The sequence below is a fragment of the Streptomyces sp. KMM 9044 genome, from assembly GCF_024701375.2.
GTDB lineage: Bacteria > Actinomycetota > Actinomycetes > Streptomycetales > Streptomycetaceae > Streptomyces.
Map to the genome: position 1 here is coordinate 3,056,422 of NZ_CP113910.1, position 18,960 is coordinate 3,075,381.

The following is an 18,960-nucleotide window of genomic DNA, read 5'->3' on the forward strand; positions in this document are numbered from 1 at the left end:
CGCCCGCGCGCCCTGTGCGCGACCTCCGTGGCTCGCCTCAGCCCGCCTTGTGGCCCCGGTGCAGTGCGACCACACCGCCCGTGAGGTTGCGCCAGGCCACCCTCGTCCAGCCGGCCCCCTGGAGCCGCTCGGCCAGGGCGGGCTGGTCGGGCCACTCCCGGATGGACTCGGCGAGGTAGACGTACGCGTCGGGGTTCGACGACACCGACCGGGCGACCGGCGGCAGCGCGCGCATCAGGTACTCGGTGTACACGGTGCGGAACGGCGCCCAGGTGGGCTGCGAGAACTCGCAGATGACGAGGCGGCCCCCGGGCCGGGTCACCCGGTGCATCTCACGCAGCGCGACGTCCGTGTCCTGGACGTTGCGCAGTCCGAAGGAAATGGTGACGGCGTCGAAGACGTCGTCCTTGAAGGGCAGCCGGGTCGCGTCGCCGGCGGTGCAGGGCAGCCAGCTCCGGCGCTGCTTGCCGACCTGGAGCATGCCGAGGGAGAAGTCGCAGGGGACGACGTAGGCGCCGGCCTGCGCGAAGGGCAGCGAGGACGTCGCCGTACCGGCCGCCAGGTCCAGGACCTTCTCGGCGGGGCGCGCGCCGACCGCCTTGGCCACCTCCTTGCGCCAGATCCGGTCCTGGCCGAGCGACAGCACGTCGTTGGTCAGGTCGTACCGTGCCGCCACGTTGTCGAACATCGAGGCGACTTCGTGCGGCTGCTTGTCCAGGGATGCGCGGGTCACGGCCCCATTCTTGCAGCCCGCCCTCCGGGCAGGAGCCCCGGCTTCCCGCCCGCGCCCCGCGGCACCCCCGCTCCGTGCGCCCGCCGGCGCGCCCCCGCCGGCCCGCCGACCTCGCCCGTGCGCTTCAGCTTCTGCCAGCGCCTCGACGGTCTGCGAGCGCTCGCCACCGGAGTCGTGGAAGAGCACCGACGCGCCCTCGCCGTCCTCGGGCGTCGCCCCCCTTCACCATCTCCGCCATCCCGGGCCGCTTCCAGTCCTGGCTGTCGGTGTCGATGAAGACGCTGGTGCAACCGTCCCCGCCGAGCTGCTGGTGCTGTGACCGCACAGGTTCGCCGGTTCGTATGCCTTACAGGTTGTTCGCATAGAAGCTGACGAGTCGTTCGACGGCAGCGTCGACGTATTCGGGTTCGTCGTACATCTCGTAGTGGCCGGCGCCGTCGATCACCATGAGGTCGACGGGGTCGGGGGCCAGCTTCCACAGCTGCATGCCGGTGTCGTAGGAGCCGGTGTTGCCGATGCGTCCGGCGAGGATGACCTGGAGTGGTTGGGTCATGAGCTGATCGGCCAGGTGGAACGCGTCGTAGCCCAGCAGGTGGGAGTCGCTGCGCAAGAGGCGCCGGTTCGTGGAGTGTTCGTTACCGCCGCGCTCGGTGCGGTAGTAGGTGATGGCCTGGGTGGTGTCGATGTCGGTCAGGCCCGCTGCCGTGGCGTCCTCGAGGGTGTCGGGCAGCCAGTTCACGCGGGTCGTCTCGCCGGAGCGGGCCTCTTCGGTGCGTGCGTCCGCGAGGGCGTCGAGTGCTGCGGCCGGACCGTCGGGCTGGAAGCTGCGGAATGAGGCGCCGATGTTGACGGGGACGACCGTGCCGACCGCGTTGATGCGGTGGTCCGTGCGGGCGGTGTGCACGGCGTAGCCTCCACCGGCGCAGATGCCGAGGACGCCGATGCGCTGCGGGTCGATGCCGGGGGTCGTGGTGAGCACGTCGATGGCGTAGGAGATGTCCTCACCTCGGCGGTAGGGGTCTTCGAGGTCGCGGGGCTCGCCCTCGCTCTGGCCCTGATGGGCGGGGTCGAGGACGAGCGCCGCGATGCCGCGGGCGGCGAGACGGGAGGCGTAGTTGGCGCCGATCTGCTCCTTCACGCTGCTGCCTGGGGTGGAGAGCACCACGGCGCGCAGCGGTGCGCTGCTGTCGGCGTTGTCGGGCAGGTGGAGGTCCGCGGCGAGGTTGATGGGACCGCGCGGGATCGTGAGGTGCTGAAGCATGCCTGGCTTCCTTCGTGAGATCATTGTTCCATAGGAGTCCAGTACAAAAAAATACCTTGTACTATATGAAACCAATACGAAACTGTATCACCTGGATGGAGGGTCGATGTCAGTCGACGGGGCGCAACTGTGGACCCTGAACCAGCGGCTGCTGGGTGTTGTGATGGATGCCTGCACGGGGGAGCTGGCCGAGCTCGGGTTGGAGACGAAGGAGTTTTTCGTCCTGGCCGAGGTGGAGGCATCGCCGTACCCGGCTGAGATCGCGACTGCGCTGCTGCTGCCCAAGGCGAGCGTGACGGTCTACGTTCGCAACCTCGTCGCCAAGGGCTTTGTCCGCCGCGAGATCGACGAGGCGGACTTGCGGCGTCATCGGCTCGTACCGACCGCTGAGGGCACGCAAGCACGCGATCGAGCACTTGCAGCTCTCGCGGCGGAGTACGACCGCAGGTTGGCGAGGGTCACCCCCCAGGACCGCGTTGAGCTGCAACGCATCCTCAAAGCGATGCTCGCCTCGCCCGCGTCAGGCCGTATGCGCGAGTGATTCGTCTGTCCGGTGCTCTGCTGCACGTTCGGGCCGCGACCGCATGGATTCGTCAGATCGTTCAGGTTGCGACGGCAAGGGACGTCCGCCCCAGCGGATGCCCTTCTCGCTTCGGACGCGGGCACGTTCGCGACGCTGCGCCGCGAGGATGTCGGGGTGGCGGGTGTTGGTGTTTCGCCAGCGCAGGTAGGCGTGCAGGGCCCGGGTTTGCACGCTGTGGTTGCGGTGGTTGGAGTTGGCGATCGTGAACTGCCGCAGTGGCCCGAAATGGGCTTCGATCGGGTTGGCCCACGAGGCGTAGGCCGGGGTGAAGCACAACTCGACACGGTTCTTCTTCGCCCAGCGACGGATCTTGTCGCCCTTGTGGGCGGACAGGTTGTCCGGGATGACGTAGATCGGGGCGCCGTCCGGGCGCGCGGCCCGGGTCGACCTCAGTGCGGCCAGGGTGTTGACCGCACCCTCCTTGCGGCGGTTGACGCCCCACAGCCGGTCGTCGCCGACGGAATAGCAGCCGTGGAAGTACCGCACCCCGAGGGTGCGGTGGTAGGTCGCGGGATGGCGCTCGGGGTGACCGGCGGGAGCCCAGCCGGCCCCGGCGGTGGGGCGGATGCCGAGCGGCCCGAACTCGTCGAACGCGAACACGCGGTCCGCGAAGCGTTCCAGCACCTCCTCGATGCGGTCCAGCTTGGCGTCACGCTCGGGGTCGGGCGACTCCTTCCAGGTTCTGGTGCGCCGGAAGGTGATGCCGCGGCGGGCGAGCAGGCACCGTAATGCCTCGCGGCCGATCCGGATCACACGGCCGTGCACCTTCCGCAGGCAGGCGGCGAGTTTACGGATCGACCAGCGGGTAAAGGGCTGGCCGAGCTTGGTCGGGCGGGTGGTGGCCGTCTGGAAGACGCAGTCCTCGTCGTCAGGACTGAGCAGGCGGGGACGGCCTCCCGCCCAGCGAGGGTCCAGGCAGGCCAGGCCGATCTCGTTGAACCGGTGGATCACGTCGCGGACGGTGTCCTCGTCAGCCTGAACCAGCTTCGCGATCACCGGGACCCGGTTTCCGCCGGCCGAGGCCACCGGTCAGCACCGATCGGTCAGCACCGGACCTGCCTGCACCGAGCCTGTCGGCACCAGGCTGGTCCGCGTCGGACGGTCAGCACGGACCTGCACCGGACCCGTCGGCGTGGCCGGTCAGCACCAGGCCTGCCCGCACCGGACCGGTCAGCGCCGGCGGTGCACCAGGCGTCCCGCGCACACGGTTGCGACGCAGGCACCGGTTCCGTCGAAGACCGCCAGGTCCGCGCGACCACCCACGACGAGCGCCTCGGGGCGGAAGGACGTCAGGACGACGACGTCGTTGCGTCCGGCCGCGGCGCGCAGCCCGGGTGCGGCGGCGTGCTCCGCCCGTACCGCCACCGCGCCGCGCTTGAGCACCTCGTGGACGCGTTCACGCGGACTCGGCGCGTCCGGGAGCGGCCCCCGGTGGGTCCGCCCGGGCCCGAGCGTCCCCGGCCAACGCCGGATCCGGGCGCCCGGAAACCGTGCCTCCACCTCCGCCGACGGCCCGACGGCGACGATCCGGCCGCCGTCGACGGCGACGGCCCCGCCCGTCAACGGCTCGGCAGCCTCCGCGGGGGCGTCCCAGGTGAGGCGCACCACCTCCGCCGTGTGAATCGTCAGCACGGGTGGATCAGTTGGAGGCGAGGAGCTTCAGCTCCGGGTGGGCCGTGCCGCCCTCGATCGCCGTGGAGGAGATGTGGGAGGCCACCCGGTCGTCGACGGGGTCGTTCGCCGGGTCGTCGTGCACGACGAGGTGTTCGTACGTGGTCGACCGCTGGGCGGGCACCCGTCCGGCCCGGCGGATGAGGTCGATGATCTCCATGCGGTTGGAGCGGTGCCTGGCGCCGGCGGAGGAGACGACGTTCTCCTCGAGCATGATCGAGCCGAGGTCGTCCGCGCCGTAGTGCATGGAGAGCTGGCCGACCTCCTTGCCGGTGGTCAGCCAGGAGCCCTGGATGTGGGCGACGTTGTCGAAGAACAGCCGGGCGATGGCGATCATCCGCAGGTACTCGAAGAGCGTGGCCTGGGTGCGACCCTTCAGATGGTTGTTCTCGGGCTGGTAGGTGTACGGGATGAAGGCGCGGAAGCCGCCCGTGCGGTCCTGTACGTCCCGGATCATGCGCAGGTGCTCGATGCGCTCGGCGTTGGTCTCGCCGGTGCCCATCAGCATGGTGGACGTCGACTCGACGCCCAGCCCGTGCGCGATCTCCATGATCTCCAGCCAGCGCTCGCCGGACTCCTTCAGCGGCGCGATGGCCTTGCGCGGCCGCTCGGGCAGCAGCTCGGCACCGGCCCCGGCGAAGGAGTCGAGCCCGGCCGCGTGGATCCGGGTGATGGCCTCCTCGACCGACACCTTCGAGATCCGGGCCATGTGCTCGACCTCGCTCGCCCCCAGACTGTGGATGACGAGCTGCGGGAACTCCTTCTTGATGGCGGCGAAGTGCTTCTCGTAGTACTCGACGCCGTAGTCCGGGTGATGGCCGCCCTGGAACATGATCTGCGTGCCGCCGAGTTCGACGGTCTCGGCGCAGCGCCGCAGGATGTCGTCGAGGTCGCGGGTCCAGCCCTTGGCGGTGTCCTTCGGCGCGGCGTAGAAGGCGCAGAAGCGGCACGCGGTGACGCAGACGTTCGTGTAGTTGATGTTGCGCTCGATGATGTACGTCGCGATGTGCTCGGTCCCCGCGTACCGGCGGCGGCGTACGGTGTCGGCGGCGGCGCCCAGCGCGTGCAGCGGGGCGTCGCGGTAGAGGTCGAGCGCCTCTTCGGGGGTGATCCGCCCACCGGCGGCAGCACGGTCGAGGATGGGCTGAAGGTCGGCCTTCTCGGTCACCGGGCGTCCCTTTCGTAAGGTTCGTAAGGGTTGTGGACGGGCTGAGCCAGCCTACGCCAGCGGCCCGGGACACCTGACGTCAGGCCGTACCGGCACCCGTACGCCCCGTACGCCCCGTACGCCCCGTCGATCGTCGGCCGCATCGGCCCCTCTTCATCTGCCCAGGCGTCACGCCGTGTACGCCCCGATCAGCAGCCCGACGAACGCGCCGGCGATCAGGAACGGTCCGAAGGGGATCGCCGTCCTGCGTCCCGCCCTCCGCGCGACGACGAGGGCACCGCCGTACAGCGCCCCGAACAGGAACCCGGCGAAGGTGCCGAGCATCACGGTCGGCCAGCCGTACCAGCCGAGGACGGCCCCCGCGCCGAGGGCGAGTTTCACGTCGCCGAAGCCCATGCCGGCCGGGTTGATCAGGAACAGGACGAAGTAGCCGGCACCGAGCGCGAGGGCGCCCAGCAGGGCGGTCGTCCAGGTGCCCGCGTGCTCGGGGAACAGGGTGACGACGCCGAGCAGAGCGAGGGTGGCCGCGGCGAACGGGAGGGTGAGCGGGTCGGGCAGCCGCTGCACCCGGAAGTCGACGACCGCCAGCAGCACGCCGACGGGCGCGAGCAGCAGCCAGACGGCCAGCTCGGGCCGGGTCCCGGTGGCGGCGGCGAGGGCGGCGCACACGAGCGTGGTGGCGGCTGCGGGGGCGACGGGTCCGGGACCGTACGACGTGCCGGCGGTCCCTTCTCCCTCCCCTCCTGCGCGCGCGGCGCACTGCCCGCACCGGGCCCGGCCGAGCCACCCGCGCAGCGGATGTCCCGCGGGGCACCGGGCGCGCCACTCCTCCCCCACCGGGACGGCGAACCGGTGCACCGCGCGGGGCAGCAGCGCGCCCGCCACCGCCCCCCACAGCACGGCGACCAGGACGACGGCCCCGACCGGCGGCACCGGCAGGTCGTTCATCCCGCCGCCGCTGCCGCGACCGTGTCGCGCCAGGCCGGCAGCAGTTCGTCGAGCAGCGCCTCGGTGCGCGGCGGCAGTCCGCGGGCACCGCTGCGGCCGACGAGGTCGGTGGCGAGGGCGGTGAGCCGGGAGGGGTCGTCGAGGGCGTGGGTGGCGCGCAGCAGCTCGTTCCACAGCCGCTCGTCGACCGGGGCGGTGCGCAGGGCCGCGTCGAGCGCCTCGATGGCCTTCTCCGCGCGGCTCTTCTCCATGTGGAACTCGGAGAGGGCGAGCCCGGTGTCGGCGACGAGCAGCGGAAGCTGGGCGTCGACGATCTCGTGGGTGAGCCAGCGGTAGCGGCCCTCGGGCCGGTCGGCGAGCAGCGGGCCGCGCACCAGCACCAGCGCGTCGGTGAGCAGCCGCCCGCGGACGGCACGGCTGTCGACCCCCTTGCCCTGGGTCGCCTCGTGGTACAGCGACCGCAGCACGTCCAGGTCGGAGACGACGGACTGGGCGAGGGTGAGCCGCCCGGTGCGGTCGGTGCCGAGGCGGGGTGTGCCGTCGGCGTCGGTGCCGAGCCAGGCGCGCAGCCGGTCGAGGAGCGCCTCGCGCACGTCGTCGGTGACACCGCGCGGCCACAGCACGGAGGACAGCACGCGCGGGTGCACGCCCTCGCGGTGCAGGAGCAGCAGGGCGAGCGCCTCGTGGAGCAGGGCGCTGCGCTCGCCGTCCGGGGTGTCGAGCCCGATGATCTCGTACGGCCCGACGAGACGCGCGTACACGGCCGGCCGGCCCTGTTCGCTGATGTCGACGAGGAACGGAGGGGTGTTGACCGGTCCGTCGGGACCGCGGTCCGGGTCGGCCTCCACGAACAGTTCGACGACCGCGCGCTGTTGGGCGGCGGGCAGGAGCTGGGCGTCGAGTTCGAGGCCCAGCAGGGGCGCGAGCAGCTTGCCCTCGCCGGTGATCTCCATCTCCCAGGCGGCGCCCGGCAGATCGCCGCTCCCGGTGCCGACGAGGTAGCCGATGCCGAGGCGGCTCGCGTCGGCGGCGAGCTCGGCGAGCTTGACGGCGTCCTCGGCGGTCGGCTCGGCGGCGAGCAGGACGAGCTGCGGGGCCCAACGGGTGTGCTGGGCCGGGCCGGTGCGTCCGGTGAGGACGGAGTCGTGCCCGGCGGCGCCCAGCGCGCCGCGCCGCTGCCGGGTCTCCGCCTCCATCGTCTCGATGAGTGCCTCGACGTCGTCGAGGTGGCGGAGCCGGTTGGGGGCGAGCGGGGTCAGGTCCTCGCCGAACCCGACGAGGGTGATGGTCATGCGGTCCGACCATCCGTTGGTCGCCAGCTCGGCGGCGACGGAGGCGAACACGGCGGCCCGGTCGGCCTCGCTGCCGCTCAGCGAGACGATGCCGGGGACGGACTCCAGGTTGAGCAGCAGCCGCGAGTCGTCCAGGGTGCCGAGGCTGACCAGACCGGGGTAGGGGGCGGCGGTGTCGACGTCCTCGTACTGGCTGGCGTCGTCCTTGGCCAGCGTCCAGAACGTCTGGTCCTGCCCCGGCCGCCACGGCGCCGGGGGCCTGCCGGCCGGCTGGGCGAGCTGGAGGTGCAGGTCTCCGTCGCTGAGCCAGGCGGCGTAGACGGTCGGCAGGGCGCGCGACTCGGCGGCGAGGAAGGCGGCGAGCCCGCGCAGGGACCGGTCGAGCAGCCGTACGCCCTCGGGGTCGGCGCCGACGAGCAGCGCGTCCTGGACGTCCTGGGCATCGCCTTCCGGCGTGGGCGGCTCCATCCCGCGCCGCCCGCCGATCCCCCCGAACGCCGACTGCCACAGCGCCTGCCGACGCCGGTGCCCGAGGGCACCGAGCAGGCCGGCGGCGAGGAGGGGGGCGGTGAGGAGGGCTTCGGGCAGGCCGAAGGAGGAGGTGTCCCGGGCGGGGCCGGCGTGCTGCGGGGCGGGCGCGGGCCGCTGGTGACCGGCGTGGTCGGCGGCGGGCGCGGGTTGCCGCTCGGGTGCGGGCCGCTGTTCGGGCACGGAGACGTGGGCGGCACCCCCGCCGCTGCCCCGGGCGTGGTCCCCGGTCCTGGCGTAGTCGTGGATCTGCTGTTGCACGTCCGGCGAGACCTCGGGCGTCTCGTCCGGCATCTCGACGAGGTCGCCGCCGCGCGCGTCGCCGGGCATCTCCATGATCCAGCCGGGCCGGATGAGACTGGCCTCGGAGAGCCTGGAACCGTCGGGCTGGGCCCGGTCCTTGTTGAGCGCGAAGATCTCCTTGTACCGGCGTCCGTCCCCGAGGTGCCGCTCGGCTATCTCCCAGAGGGAGTCGTGGTGACGCCCCTCGGGTGGCTGGATCCGGTAGAACTTCGTGTCGTCCCGCTGGGCGGTGCTGCTCCCGGCGTCGGCGCGGGCGGCGGCGTCGGAGGCCTGCTCGGCGAGAGCGGCGGCGGCCCCGGCGGCCTGCTCCTGCTGCTGGGCGAAGAGCCCCGGCGTCTGCTGGGCGGTGGCGGCCGTGGCCTGCTGGTTCCCTTCGACTCCCTGTCCCAGTTGCGAGAGCCCCGGCGTGAAACTGGCCGCGGCGGCGCCGACGAGCAGCAGTGCGGCGACGAGTTGACGCGCGAGCAGCTGACTGGGCCCGGCCCCGGGCACCCGCCCCGGCACCCCGACACCGGAGAGCGCGGCCTTCATCTCGACGAGCACGCAGGCGGTGAACTGGGCCCAGGCAACCCAGACGAAGAAGACCAGGATGTTCTGGAAGGTCTCGACGGAGACCTCCGTCCTCAGCCACTCCATGGGCTCGAACGTGCTCGGCAACGGCCAGCCCGCCACCGTCGCGAGCCCGGCCGGGACCCCCACCACCAGAACGAGCAACGCCACGAAGGCGAAGAACGCCTTGACGAAGTCCCCGAAGGTCCGCCGCCGTATCCGCACGGCCCGAGGCGTCCGGTTCCGCGGAGCGGCGGCGCCCTCTGCTGGGTTTCCCGTCGCGCTGGACGAGCTTGGACTACGGCGTCGTGGCATGGCGGGTGTCCCGGTCGTGTGGTGTGGGAGGAGCTGAGGTGACGGCGTGGAATGAGGCGAGATCAGGTGAGGGAGGGCGTACTGAGCCTACAGAGATCCTATTGACTCGCGCCGCCCCCGCAGAAGCCCGCCTCCGCGCCCCCACGTTCCCGTCACGCCACCGCAAGGTCGCACCACACGCACGTGCCCCGGTTGCCGTCCCCGGCCGGCGGCTGCCAGCCCCGGAGGCCCGCGCAGGCGGCCGGGCCGTCCCGCGACAGGCGGAATGCCGTCGACCAGAGCGGGAGTCCGGGTGTCGGCGCCCCTTTTCCGCACGGGTGCGGGAGCCGTCGGCACACACTCTGAACCAGTCGGGTTCACCGGCCGCGTACAGCCCGGCAGGCAGGATGCGGTGCGGTTCGCCGAAGACGCCGGCCCGCTGCCACCGCTCCAGCCGGTACTACAGCCGTGACTCGTGTCCGTGTCCGGTAGTCGTGTGACGCGTTGTTCCCTCCGTGAGTACGGAGCGGGCGGTACAGGTCTGGGCGGGCTGGTTCGATGACTTCTTCGCCGGGTTGGCGGGGGTCTTCGGGAGGGTCGAGCCGCGCCTGATGGCGATGGCCTATCGGAAAGCGCTGGTGGCGCCGGTCGAACGCAAGAACGGGTGGGTGCGCCACGAGGCGCCATGTGACCGAGTGGAGGTGGGAGACCTCTACCGCCGGGCCGTCGCAGCGGCCGGGTAGAAGCTGAGGGCAGTCCGGGCCGGGGAACGCCGGTGAGGACGGGAAGCAGCCCTGACAACGCCGGGACGGCGCGGTACTGCCAGACGCGTCGGGTTCGGCAAGCAAGGCCAGAAGGCGTACGAAGAGGAATCCGTGTAAAGCCCCGTAAGTCTTGTCACCGGGCTCCAATCTGGCGGATATGGGCCCGGGGTGCAGTGCGTGACCGCTTGCTTCGGCTGGGGCGGTCAACTCCGAAGCCGGTCTCCAACTGCCGGTGGGGAGGCCACGCTGAAGGTCTGCGGCGTAGGCGTGGTGATGCTGCCGGGGTAGTAGCGGGACGCCGACCTGGCCGATCGGCACATGGTGAACGTGGGAACCGCCTGCGGTCGCCCTTTCCTTCCGGACAGCCGGTCCGGCGAGGAGGGCAGGCCCGTTGCCGGCTGAGGTCCGCAGGTGGGGCGGAGGCCTCGTAGTAGTCCGAGCGGAGGAAAGCTCCGTGCATGGCGAAGGGGGCCAGCAAGTCGGCAGGGAGGATGCTGCAATGCCAGGAGGTCGCTGGTGAATACCGACGCGCTGGAGTTCGGGCTGCTCAAGGCCGAGCGCCGGGTACTGGAGATGCAGACCAAACTGCACTGTTGGGCGACCGACGATCGTGATCGCCGGTTCGATGACCTGTTCAATCTCGTTGCTGATCCCGCGTTCCTGCTGGTCGCGTGGGTTCGGGTGAGGAGGAACAGGGGCGCTCGCTCGGCCGGAGTGGACGGGCAGACGGCCCGTTCCGTGGAGGACGGGCAAGGCGTCGAGGCATTCCTCGACGAGGTGCGGTCCGACCTGAAGGACCGCACCTTCCGTCCGCTTCCCGTGCGGGAAAGGATGATCCCCAAGCCGGGGACGGCCAAGCGCCGTCGGCTGGGTATTCCGACCGTGCGGGACCGGGTGGTCCAGGCGTCCCTGAAGCTGGTACTGGAGCCGATCTTCGAGGCGTATTTCCTCCCGTGCTCCTACGGGTTCCGCCCGAAGCGCCGGGCTCACGACGCGCTCGCCGAGGCGCACCACTTCGCCAAGAACTCCTATGAGTGGATGGTGGAGGGGGACATCGAGGCGTGCTTCGACTCGATCGACCACGCGGCCCTGATGGGCCGGGTGCGTCGCCGAGTCGGAGACCGGCGCGTCCTTGACCTGGTGAAGGCGTTCTTGAAGTCGGGCATCCTCAGCGAGGCTGGCCAGTCCAAGGACACCGATTCCGGCACTCCGCAGGGTGGGATCCTCTCGCCGCTGCTGGCCAACATCGCCCTGTCGGTTCTCGATGAGTTCATCGCGGCCGGTCCGGGCGGGCCGAACTCCACGCAAGGCCAGCGGGCCCGGCGACGTCGGCAGAATCTGCCCAACTACCGGCTCTTCCGGTATGCGGACGACTTTCTGATCGCCGTGACCGGGACACGCGAGCAGGCCGAAGACATGCGCACCCAGGTGGCGGAAGTACTCGCCCCGATGGGACTGCGTCTGTCGGTGGAGAAGACGGCCATCACCCATATCGACGAGGGGCTGGACTTCCTCGGGTGGCGCCTCCAGCGTCACCGCAAACGTGGGACCCAGAAGCACTACGTCTACCTCTACCCCTCCAAGAAGGCCCTCCAAGCCGTCAAGGAGAAGGTCAAGACGCTGTGCCGACAGGACACGAACCTGCCGCTGGCAGTCGTGCTGCACCATCTCAACCCGGTGTTGCGCGGCTGGACGGCGTACTTCCGGCACGGGGTGTCGTCCGCGACCTTCCAGTACCTGTCGGCCTTCACCTGGCGGCAGGTCTTCGGGTGGCTGCGGCGAAAGCACCGCCGGTCCAACTGGAAGAGTCTTCGCCGTCGTTACTGCGCGGGCCGATGGTGGCCTGCTGATGACGAGGTGGTCTTGTTCAGGTGCGCGAAGGTGCGAACCAACCGCTATTTGTATCGCGGGAACAAGATCCCCTCGCCCTGGCCCAGTGGGAGCACGACGGCCGCGGCCGTCTGAGAGGGCTTGTGGAGAGCCGGATGCCTGGAGAGCGGGCACGTCCGGTTCGGGAGGCGGCTCGGGGAAACCCGCTGGTGGAAACACCAGCAGGGCGCCCCGAGTCGACCTCACCAGATCGCCGAGCACGTCGGGCACACGAGTCCGGATCGGGTGCAGTGATTCCTGGCCCGCTCGACCTGGTGCACGGATCAACTCCGCGACGCGCTGCGGTCGTTCGTAGTCCAGTTCCTGGCCCGGCCGGATGGGGTGCTGGTGCTGGATGAGACCGCGTTCTTGAAGAAGGGACGGATGTCGGCCGGGGTGGCCCCGCAGTACGCAGGGATTACCGGACAGATCGAGAACTGCCAGGTCGCGGTGTTCTGCGCGTACGCCTCCGACACCGGACGCGCTCTGATCGACCGTGAGTTGTACCTGCCCGCCGCCTGGTGCCAGGACGCCGGCCGCTGCCGCACCGCGCGCATTCCCAAGCCGCGTGCGAAGGCCGTGGTCACCAAGCCCAAGCTCGGCCGGCGCATGGTGGAACGCTGCCGCCGGGCCAAGGTCCCGTTCGGCTGGATGGCTGCCGACAGCGCCTACGGCCAGGACCGCAAACTCCGCTCCGCCCTCGAACGCCGCCGCATCCCCTATGTCATGGCCGTGCCGGTGGACGAGACCGTGTCCACCCACGGCACCGGGAGCCTGCGCGTCGACAAGCTCGCCGCCCGCATCCCGCTGATCTTCGAGCGCCGTTCCTGCGGGAAGGGGGCCAAGGGCCTGCGCTCCTACGACTGGGCGCTGGCCGAGGTCACCTGGCCGGGCGGCGCCGAGAACGGGCCCCGCCGCGGCTGTATTCACCTGCTGCTGGTCAGGCGCTCGATCACCGACCCTGCCCAGATCGCCTACTTCGCGGTGCATGCCAAGGTCAGCACCCCGATCGGCGAGATCGTCCGCGTGATGGGCCTGCGCTGGTCGATTGAGGACTGCTTCGAGACCGCGAAGTCCGACTGCGGACTGGACCACTACGAGGTTCGCACCTGGGACGCCTGGCACCGTCACATCACTCTGTCCATGGCCGCCCTCGCCTTCCTGACCATCACCGACACCCGCTCCCGTGACCTCGAAGACCCCACAGAGCCAGTCCAGTTGCCCGCACCCAGCGACCTGACCCGGGTGCTCGAAAAGGGGGGCCGCCGGGCCGCGTTGAAAAACTGATCCGCTACACCGCCGAGGAGATCCGCCGCCTGCTCAACCGGCTCGTACGGGCCACCTCGCCGCCACCACCGACGATCGTGATCACCCAGTCACACTGACGCCGCACCCACCAGGCCCGCGCACAACGCTGCCACTACGCCACCCGCGACAAACGAGATCGCGAGTCACGGCTGTAGTACCCGCCGCCGCTTTCGCCGACTTCGTCGTCCCACTCAAGTCATCGGGCACACCCACCGACCTGATCGACACCTGGTAGGTTCAAACGCGCTTTTCAGCAAGCGCGTTGCAGGCGTTACGGGGGTACACGCGTGTCCATCAGGCCGACGGACTGGCACGTACTCGACCTGGAGAAGGACCCGACACCGGGCGATCCGCGACGCATCCGCAAACTCGCCGGCGCTCTGCACGACTTCGCCGACGACGTGGGCGAGGCCCTGCGTGATCTGAAGGGCATCGCCAAGGAGGACGAGATCCTCTCCCGGGCGGGCAAAACGGCGGACGTGTTCGCCCAGGAGTTCGCGGACGCGCCCAGGAGGCTGCGGAAGCTGAGGAAGTCGTACGACCTGGCGGGCGACGCCCTCGCCACCTTCTGGCCGGACCTGCAGGACGCCCAGGAGAAGGCCGACAAGGCACTGCGCGACGGCCGCAAGGCCCGCGCCGAACTCACCACCGCGCAGACGGTGTTGTCGGGTGCCGACGACTGGGTCCGCACGGCGACGGGGAAGGTGGACTCGTACGACCCCGCGAAGAGCGGAGGCAGGAACGTCCCCGAACCCGACGAGGCCGACGTCCGCCGCGCCACCCGCGACGCCCAGCACGCGAAGGCCCGCCAGGCCACGGCCGAACGGAACGCCGAGAGCGCGCAGAGCGCCCTCGACGCGGCGAAGAAGCTCGCCGGTCAGGCGAAGGGCCTGCGTGAAGAGGCCGCCCGCCGGACGGTCACCAAGCTGAGGGAAGCCTCCGACGCCGGAATCCCCAACCGCCGCTGGTGGGAGGAGATCGGCGACTGGGTCACCGACAACTGGGACGAGATCGTCCTCGTCTGCAAGTGGGTCGTGGCCATCCTCGGCATCATCGTGATGATCATCGGTGGCCCACTGGGCTGGCTGGTCTTCGCGGCGGCCCTCGTCGTCATGGCCGACACGCTACGAAAAGTCGTCAAGGGCGAGGCCGGATGGGGCGACCTCCTCTGGGCAGCACTGGACTGCATACCCGCGACCAAGGGCATCACGAGCCTCGCCAAACTCGGCAAACTCTGGAAGACCGGAGGACTGAAAGCTCTCGGCACCGGAGCCATGGGCGGCATCGGCGGCGGACTGAAGAACCTCGCAGACAGTGTTCGCGGGTTGAGGAACGTACGTTTCTCCACGTTCAGCATGATGGGCAAGAGGCAATAGTGGAAAACGGACTCTCCCCATGTTGCTCCTCCCGGAAGAAAAGCCGATGACGCCCTCCCTTCCGGCATGCCCGTCTACCACAAGCCGGGGGCGACCGCCATCGGATACGATCCGGCAACTCTCCGAAACTTCGATGTCGCAAAGCGTCTCCCCGGATACCAGGACGTCATCATTCACGGCACGACCGACGGCCGAATGGTCGCAGGCCAGATAAATCGTGCGGGACAAAGAGCGGGGGGACACGACGTTCACCCCAACCATGTCCTTGATACGATAAATCGAATACCCGACTACGACGGCCAACCCGTTCGGATGCTCACCTGCCATTCAGGATCCGCGCAACCCGAAGTGATTCAGAACATGGCAAACTCCCTGGGGGTCCCCGTCAAGGCGCCAACCGATGCCGTGGGCGTACCCGCGTTCGGAGAGGGGCCCTTCACCCCTAAAATCAAAGAAGACGGGGTTTGGCTCACCTTCCTTCCCATGGCCTGATACAACAGCGAACACGTGGAGCTCCAATGATTCGACCCGTAGGTTTCTTCTCAGAGCTCTCGCCCGGCTGGGGTCTTCTTGAGAGCGGCTCGATCAAAGACGCAGTGCGGCCTTCGGGCGAGCCGGACGAAAAAGGGATCGTCTCCTACCTCATGAATGGCACAGGAATCTGGAGCGAGATGAGCGCCGGACCCGACGTGCTGGATCCAGCTGGCCCCCTTCTGCCCGGCATTGGCTCCCTCTATACCGACGGAGAATGGATCTGGCGCGGCGACCTTTCATACTACGTTGCCACCCACCACATATCCTTGCCCGTCGAATTCGTCACTCACATCAGGGATGCGAACTATTCCCCTCCGAAGGTGACGGAAAGCAGACTGACCGAGATCGCGATGATGGATCTCGGCATGGATCTCGATTAAAGATTCACGAAGAACAGCGGAAGAGAGCGCAGCGCTGATGCCAAGTTTCTCGTTGGCGGTCCCGGACTCGTGGTGGGAGTTCGGCATCCGCCCGGAGGGACGCGAGGCCACGATCCGGGCCCTGGTCGAGGAGCGGATCCGTGAACTCCCGGAACTCGCCCCGTACCGCGCCGACCTGACCGCCATGCTCCGCAGGATGGCGAAGGACGCCCACGACTCCGGTGCCCTCTACCTGGGCTGCATGGCCGAGAACTTCGACGGCGTCCCGCTCTCCGCGACCGTCACGGTCTCCGTCCTCGGCGCCAGGAACGAACAGGGCGTCGCCCTGTCCACCGACCCGCGGGCCATCGCCGGGAGCCTGGGCACGATCACCGCCCGCCGCGAGGGCGACGCCTGGCGCGAGGTCACAACCGTCGACATCCCCGACGTGGGCCCGGCCGCGCGGACCTACGGCGTCGAGGACGTACCCGTCGCGCAGGGCGACAGCCGTACCCTCCGTATGGTGCTGACACAGACCTACATCCCCGTGCCGGGAACCACCGACCAGGTCGTCCTCGTCTCCGGGGCCAGCCCGGTACTGGACCTGGCCGAGGCGTTCCACGACGTCTTCGACGCCGTGACCAGCACCTTCCGCTTCGTCTGAACAGGTCAGCAGAAGATCCGCAGAAGAGAGGACTCCGGGCCATGGGCAAGAGCGACCTCGCGCTCCCGCTGAGCGAGATGGAGGACTACGGGCGCCGGCTGCGGTCACTCAGGACACGGCTGAACCACACCAGGAAGCTCTTCGACTCCTGCAAGGACGACATCGGCGACGGCAGCGTCAACGACGCACTCTCCGACTTCGAGTCCAACTGGGAGGACGGCCGCGAGGACATCTCCCAGCAACTCGACGCCCTCGCCGGCCTGTCCGACGCCGTCGTCCGCGAGTTCAAGAAACTCGACGACGAACTCACCCGACAGGTCAAGGACAAGATGCAGGTCAAGGACGAACGGGGCGGCAAGACCGACAAGTAGCGGGGCGACACCACGGGACCGCATGCCGCCGCTCCACAGGAGTGCCGTGGGCCCCGGTTCCGGGCTGGAACCGGGGCCCACGAGGCATGTCCTGTCAGTACTGGGTGACGGCGAGGGTTCCACCCACCGAGAGGCCCTCGGGAGAGACGGAGGCACCCAGGCCCCCGGTGATGCCGACGTTCCCGGCCTCGACGTGGACACCGAGCGCACCCGCCTCGGCGTGGACACCGAGACCGGCGTTCACGGCGGCGCCCGCCTGACCACCGGAGACGGCGTCCAGATCGGCATCGGAGATTTCAGCGGTCGCGACCTTGGGGACGAGGTTCATGGCGCGCGTTTCCCTTCGTGTAAAAAATGAGCGGCGGCGCAGCTCGCCTGATTCCCGAATCCGGTATCACCAACGGCGAACCGCGCGCCGACTCTGCTGCTCAATTCGGCGAGCGATCACGTGCCGTGCTTTCAGGGCTCGGCCGCGCCCGGCCTGCCTGCATCTGCGACGCGCTCTGAAGGCCGTATCGGCACGGCGTCATCACGCCGGGTAATTGCGCAGCAGAGTCCGCGCCCCGATCAAAGCACGCGGGGAATGAAGCGACCAGCAACGTAAGGGCAGCAGGGCTCGTTCACGCGCCGCGGAATTCACGAGTGTGGCGAAGCGGTCGGCCGAACACCTCGGTACCTTCACTCGTACTCGTCCGTAAGCGCTCCCCTCGGCAGTCTCCGCAGCACATGTGAAACGGCTGTTCCGGGGGCGTGCCCGTCGTACGCCTTCACGGTGAAGGGTGCGCAGATCCTTGAGATGTACCAGAACCGGACAGAAACGCAACACGATTCACCGGCCCTCTGGGTACCCCGTCGCAAAGGGAGGCTCCCACGTGGCCGACGGCTCAACCGACCTCGCTCTCCGCCACCGCCTGGCCGCGGACCACCACGTCGCCGCCGTAGAACACGCCGGTGAAGACGAACGAGTACGTCAACTGAACCTGTAACCCGACTTCTTGGGCGTTCACTGCGGAGCGGCGGCACCCCCGGCCGGGTTTCCCGTCGCGCTGGACGAGCATGGACTACGGCGTCGTGGCCTGGCGGGTGTCCCGGGTCGCGTGGTGTGGGAGGGGTTCTGGAGGTCCGACGTGGGGTGAGACGAGATCAGGCACTGAAGGGTGTACTGAGCCTACAGAGATCCCATGGACTCGCACCGGCCCCGCAGAAGCCCACCTCCACACACCCGCGTTCCCGTCACACCAGCCCGGTCGCCGCCCAGGTAAGTGCGTGTTGTCCCTGACAGCTTCCAGCTGACGGCTCAAGCACTCATCGGTGGAATCAGACCGCCTTCGCGGCGAACAAGGATTCCGGACCGGCCACGTGCATGGCCCGGTTTGCCCATGTCCTGAGCTGCTCGGGATCGGAGCATGCCTTCACCCTCGCGCGAATGCCGTCCGTCACGTCAAGGGGACCCTCGTCCGCGAGAGTCATGACCAGCTCGGCGAGCCGCTCCGGCGAACAGTTCTCCTCGGCACTCGGCAGTCGTCTCCAAGCAGGCATGCAGGAAGGCGGGGTGCCCGAAGAGAAACGTCAGCGGACACCGGCCTCGTCGTGACGTTCCACGTATTCGGCCACCGACTCTGCATCGACTGCCGACAAGTGATTGTCCGGCATCATCAGCTCCTCCAGATCCGCTTCGCCTGGGGTCCTGGTCGACGTGATCAACGCTTCACACCGCCGCAAGGTCACACCACACGTACTTGCCCCGGTTGCCGTCCCCGGCCAGCGGCTGCCAGCCCCAGAGGTCCGCGCAGGCCCTCACCAGGGCGAGTCCTCGCCCTTCCTCCGCCTCGGCAAACAAAGCCGGCTCCCCCGGCGGCTCCGGGTCCGTGTCCCACGCTCCGATCCGCAGCACGCCGGCCGACCAGCGCACCCGCAGTGCGGCAGGCCCCTTGGTGTGGCGTACGGCGTTGGAGACCAGCTCGGTCGCGAGCAGTTCGGCGGTGTCCACGAGGCGGATCAACCCGTGCATGGTGAGGATCAACCGGAGGGTGCGGCGGGAGACGGTGACGGCGCGCAGGTCGTTCGGGATGTAGAGGGTGTACTCCCACGAGGTCGTCAAGTCGACGAGATCGTCTTCTGGCATGAGTGAACTCCGATCAGGGTGGGAGAGGTTGGCCGGTGGCATCGCCGCCCGTCAGGGCATGACGAAACGGTACATTTCAGACACCAGGCAGTAGCGCGACGCGCTCGCCATGTAGCCGACGGTATTTCCTAGTTTTAGGAAACTGCAAGCGGCTGCCGTATTCTGCCCCTCGAACGAGTTACTTGGGTCAGGCACTTGAGACCAGGAGGCGTCGTTGCCGCCGAAGAGGCATCTCACGGCCCGCAGGGTGCGATTGGGCA

The 18,960-nt window shown here is 69.3% G+C and carries 19 protein-coding genes and 1 pseudogene; 10 read left to right on the forward strand and 10 right to left on the reverse strand.

The window, feature by feature from the left end:
* Positions 1-37 precede the first annotated feature (37 nt).
* Both HUV60_RS13605 and HUV60_RS13610 read right to left on the reverse strand, forming a co-directional pair.
* Positions 38-733: a demethylmenaquinone methyltransferase gene (locus HUV60_RS13605; protein ID WP_257851740.1), complete on the reverse strand. Its 696-nt coding sequence runs from the start codon at positions 731-733 to the stop codon at positions 38-40.
* Between the two features lie 346 nt (positions 734-1,079).
* Entirely contained in the window at positions 1,080-1,994 is a 915-nt protein-coding gene (locus HUV60_RS13610; RefSeq protein WP_257851014.1) for an alpha/beta hydrolase, read from the reverse strand.
* Positions 1,995-2,100: 106 nt separating this feature from the next.
* Between HUV60_RS13610 and HUV60_RS13615 the strand changes: the two genes are divergently transcribed.
* Complete coding sequence (locus HUV60_RS13615; RefSeq protein ID WP_062193584.1) at positions 2,101-2,535, forward strand: MarR family winged helix-turn-helix transcriptional regulator; 435 nt, start codon at positions 2,101-2,103, stop codon at positions 2,533-2,535.
* 75 nt (positions 2,536-2,610) lie between these two features.
* Here the strand turns inward: HUV60_RS13615 and HUV60_RS13620 are convergent.
* The 5 genes and pseudogenes from HUV60_RS13620 to HUV60_RS13640 all read right to left on the reverse strand — a co-directional run.
* Positions 2,611-3,603 (reverse strand): annotated as a pseudogene (locus HUV60_RS13620) (IS630 family transposase); the annotation flags it as partial.
* Positions 3,604-3,747: 144 nt separating this feature from the next.
* Complete coding sequence (locus tag HUV60_RS13625) at positions 3,748-4,209, reverse strand: imidazolonepropionase-like domain-containing protein (protein WP_062193582.1); 462 nt, start codon at positions 4,207-4,209, stop codon at positions 3,748-3,750.
* Between the two features lie 7 nt (positions 4,210-4,216).
* Positions 4,217-5,416 (reverse strand): cyclic dehypoxanthinyl futalosine synthase, encoded by a 1,200-nt coding sequence (mqnC, locus tag HUV60_RS13630; RefSeq protein WP_257851009.1) that lies wholly within the window; start codon positions 5,414-5,416, stop codon positions 4,217-4,219.
* A 168-nt stretch (positions 5,417-5,584) separates the two neighbouring features.
* The gene (locus HUV60_RS13635) at positions 5,585-6,364 is read right to left on the reverse strand and encodes a prepilin peptidase (protein WP_257851008.1); all 780 of its coding nucleotides are present in this window, start codon (positions 6,362-6,364) and stop codon (positions 5,585-5,587) included.
* On the reverse strand, positions 6,361-9,261 hold the full coding sequence (locus HUV60_RS13640; protein ID WP_443047288.1) for a BTAD domain-containing putative transcriptional regulator: 2,901 nt from the start codon (positions 9,259-9,261) through the stop codon (positions 6,361-6,363). The genes HUV60_RS13635 and HUV60_RS13640 overlap by 4 nt, the downstream gene beginning before the upstream one ends.
* A gap of 584 nt (positions 9,262-9,845) precedes the next feature.
* Here HUV60_RS13640 and HUV60_RS13645 point away from each other — a divergent pair.
* The 8 genes from HUV60_RS13645 (at position 9,846) to HUV60_RS13680 (ending at position 16,575) form a co-directional block, all read left to right on the forward strand.
* On the forward strand, positions 9,846-10,073 hold the full coding sequence (locus HUV60_RS13645; protein WP_257851802.1) for a hypothetical protein: 228 nt from the start codon (positions 9,846-9,848) through the stop codon (positions 10,071-10,073).
* 537 nt (positions 10,074-10,610) lie between these two features.
* Complete coding sequence (ltrA, locus tag HUV60_RS13650; protein WP_257848168.1) at positions 10,611-12,059, forward strand: group II intron reverse transcriptase/maturase; 1,449 nt, start codon at positions 10,611-10,613, stop codon at positions 12,057-12,059.
* Between the two features lie 162 nt (positions 12,060-12,221).
* Positions 12,222-13,250: an IS701 family transposase gene (locus tag HUV60_RS13655; RefSeq protein WP_257851739.1), complete on the forward strand. Its 1,029-nt coding sequence runs from the start codon at positions 12,222-12,224 to the stop codon at positions 13,248-13,250.
* A 308-nt stretch (positions 13,251-13,558) separates the two neighbouring features.
* On the forward strand, positions 13,559-14,647 hold the full coding sequence (locus HUV60_RS13660; RefSeq protein ID WP_257851006.1) for a putative T7SS-secreted protein: 1,089 nt from the start codon (positions 13,559-13,561) through the stop codon (positions 14,645-14,647).
* Between the two features lie 66 nt (positions 14,648-14,713).
* The gene (locus tag HUV60_RS13665) at positions 14,714-15,139 is read left to right on the forward strand and encodes a hypothetical protein (protein WP_257851005.1); all 426 of its coding nucleotides are present in this window, start codon (positions 14,714-14,716) and stop codon (positions 15,137-15,139) included.
* A gap of 26 nt (positions 15,140-15,165) precedes the next feature.
* A complete protein-coding gene (locus HUV60_RS13670; protein ID WP_257851004.1) occupies positions 15,166-15,561 on the forward strand; it encodes a hypothetical protein in 396 nt (131 codons plus the stop codon).
* A gap of 37 nt (positions 15,562-15,598) precedes the next feature.
* On the forward strand, positions 15,599-16,204 hold the full coding sequence (locus HUV60_RS13675) for a hypothetical protein (RefSeq protein ID WP_257851003.1): 606 nt from the start codon (positions 15,599-15,601) through the stop codon (positions 16,202-16,204).
* 41 nt (positions 16,205-16,245) lie between these two features.
* The gene (locus HUV60_RS13680) at positions 16,246-16,575 is read left to right on the forward strand and encodes a hypothetical protein (RefSeq protein WP_257851002.1); all 330 of its coding nucleotides are present in this window, start codon (positions 16,246-16,248) and stop codon (positions 16,573-16,575) included.
* 94 nt (positions 16,576-16,669) lie between these two features.
* Here HUV60_RS13680 and HUV60_RS13685 read toward each other — a convergent pair whose 3' ends face one another.
* Complete coding sequence (locus HUV60_RS13685) at positions 16,670-16,903, reverse strand: hypothetical protein (protein WP_257851001.1); 234 nt, start codon at positions 16,901-16,903, stop codon at positions 16,670-16,672.
* A gap of 26 nt (positions 16,904-16,929) precedes the next feature.
* Between HUV60_RS13685 and HUV60_RS13690 the strand changes: the two genes are divergently transcribed.
* Positions 16,930-17,082, forward strand: coding sequence for a hypothetical protein (locus HUV60_RS13690; protein WP_257851000.1), 153 nt, complete (start codon positions 16,930-16,932; stop codon positions 17,080-17,082).
* 810 nt (positions 17,083-17,892) lie between these two features.
* Here the strand turns inward: HUV60_RS13690 and HUV60_RS13695 are convergent.
* Together HUV60_RS13695 and HUV60_RS13700 are read right to left on the reverse strand one after the other, a co-directional pair.
* Positions 17,893-18,114: a hypothetical protein gene (locus tag HUV60_RS13695; protein ID WP_257850999.1), complete on the reverse strand. Its 222-nt coding sequence runs from the start codon at positions 18,112-18,114 to the stop codon at positions 17,893-17,895.
* A gap of 169 nt (positions 18,115-18,283) precedes the next feature.
* Positions 18,284-18,700 carry an ATP-binding protein gene (locus tag HUV60_RS13700; RefSeq protein WP_257850998.1) on the reverse strand — a complete coding sequence of 139 codons (417 nt, stop codon included), beginning with the start codon at positions 18,698-18,700 and terminating at the stop codon, positions 18,284-18,286.
* Positions 18,701-18,960 lie beyond the last annotated feature (260 nt).

Bases quoted from the DNA above. Each gene is read 5' to 3' on its own strand.
- HUV60_RS13615 (WP_062193584.1), top strand. From the start codon at position 2,101: ATGTCAGTCGACGGGGCGCAACTGTGGACCCTGAACCAGCGGCTGCTG.
- HUV60_RS13680 (WP_257851002.1), top strand. From the start codon at position 16,246: ATGGGCAAGAGCGACCTCGCGCTCCCGCTGAGCGAGATGGAGGACTAC.
- HUV60_RS13690 (WP_257851000.1), top strand. From the start codon at position 16,930: ATGAGCGGCGGCGCAGCTCGCCTGATTCCCGAATCCGGTATCACCAAC.
- HUV60_RS13635 (WP_257851008.1), bottom strand. From the start codon at position 6,364: ATGAACGACCTGCCGGTGCCGCCGGTCGGGGCCGTCGTCCTGGTCGCC.
- HUV60_RS13670 (WP_257851004.1), top strand. From the start codon at position 15,166: ATGATTCGACCCGTAGGTTTCTTCTCAGAGCTCTCGCCCGGCTGGGGT.
- HUV60_RS13685 (WP_257851001.1), bottom strand. From the start codon at position 16,903: ATGAACCTCGTCCCCAAGGTCGCGACCGCTGAAATCTCCGATGCCGAT.
- HUV60_RS13695 (WP_257850999.1), bottom strand. From the start codon at position 18,114: ATGCCTGCTTGGAGACGACTGCCGAGTGCCGAGGAGAACTGTTCGCCG.
- HUV60_RS13700 (WP_257850998.1), bottom strand. From the start codon at position 18,700: ATGCCAGAAGACGATCTCGTCGACTTGACGACCTCGTGGGAGTACACC.
- HUV60_RS13665 (WP_257851005.1), top strand. From the start codon at position 14,714: ATGCCCGTCTACCACAAGCCGGGGGCGACCGCCATCGGATACGATCCG.
- HUV60_RS13675 (WP_257851003.1), top strand. From the start codon at position 15,599: ATGCCAAGTTTCTCGTTGGCGGTCCCGGACTCGTGGTGGGAGTTCGGC.
- HUV60_RS13610 (WP_257851014.1), bottom strand. From the start codon at position 1,994: ATGCTTCAGCACCTCACGATCCCGCGCGGTCCCATCAACCTCGCCGCG.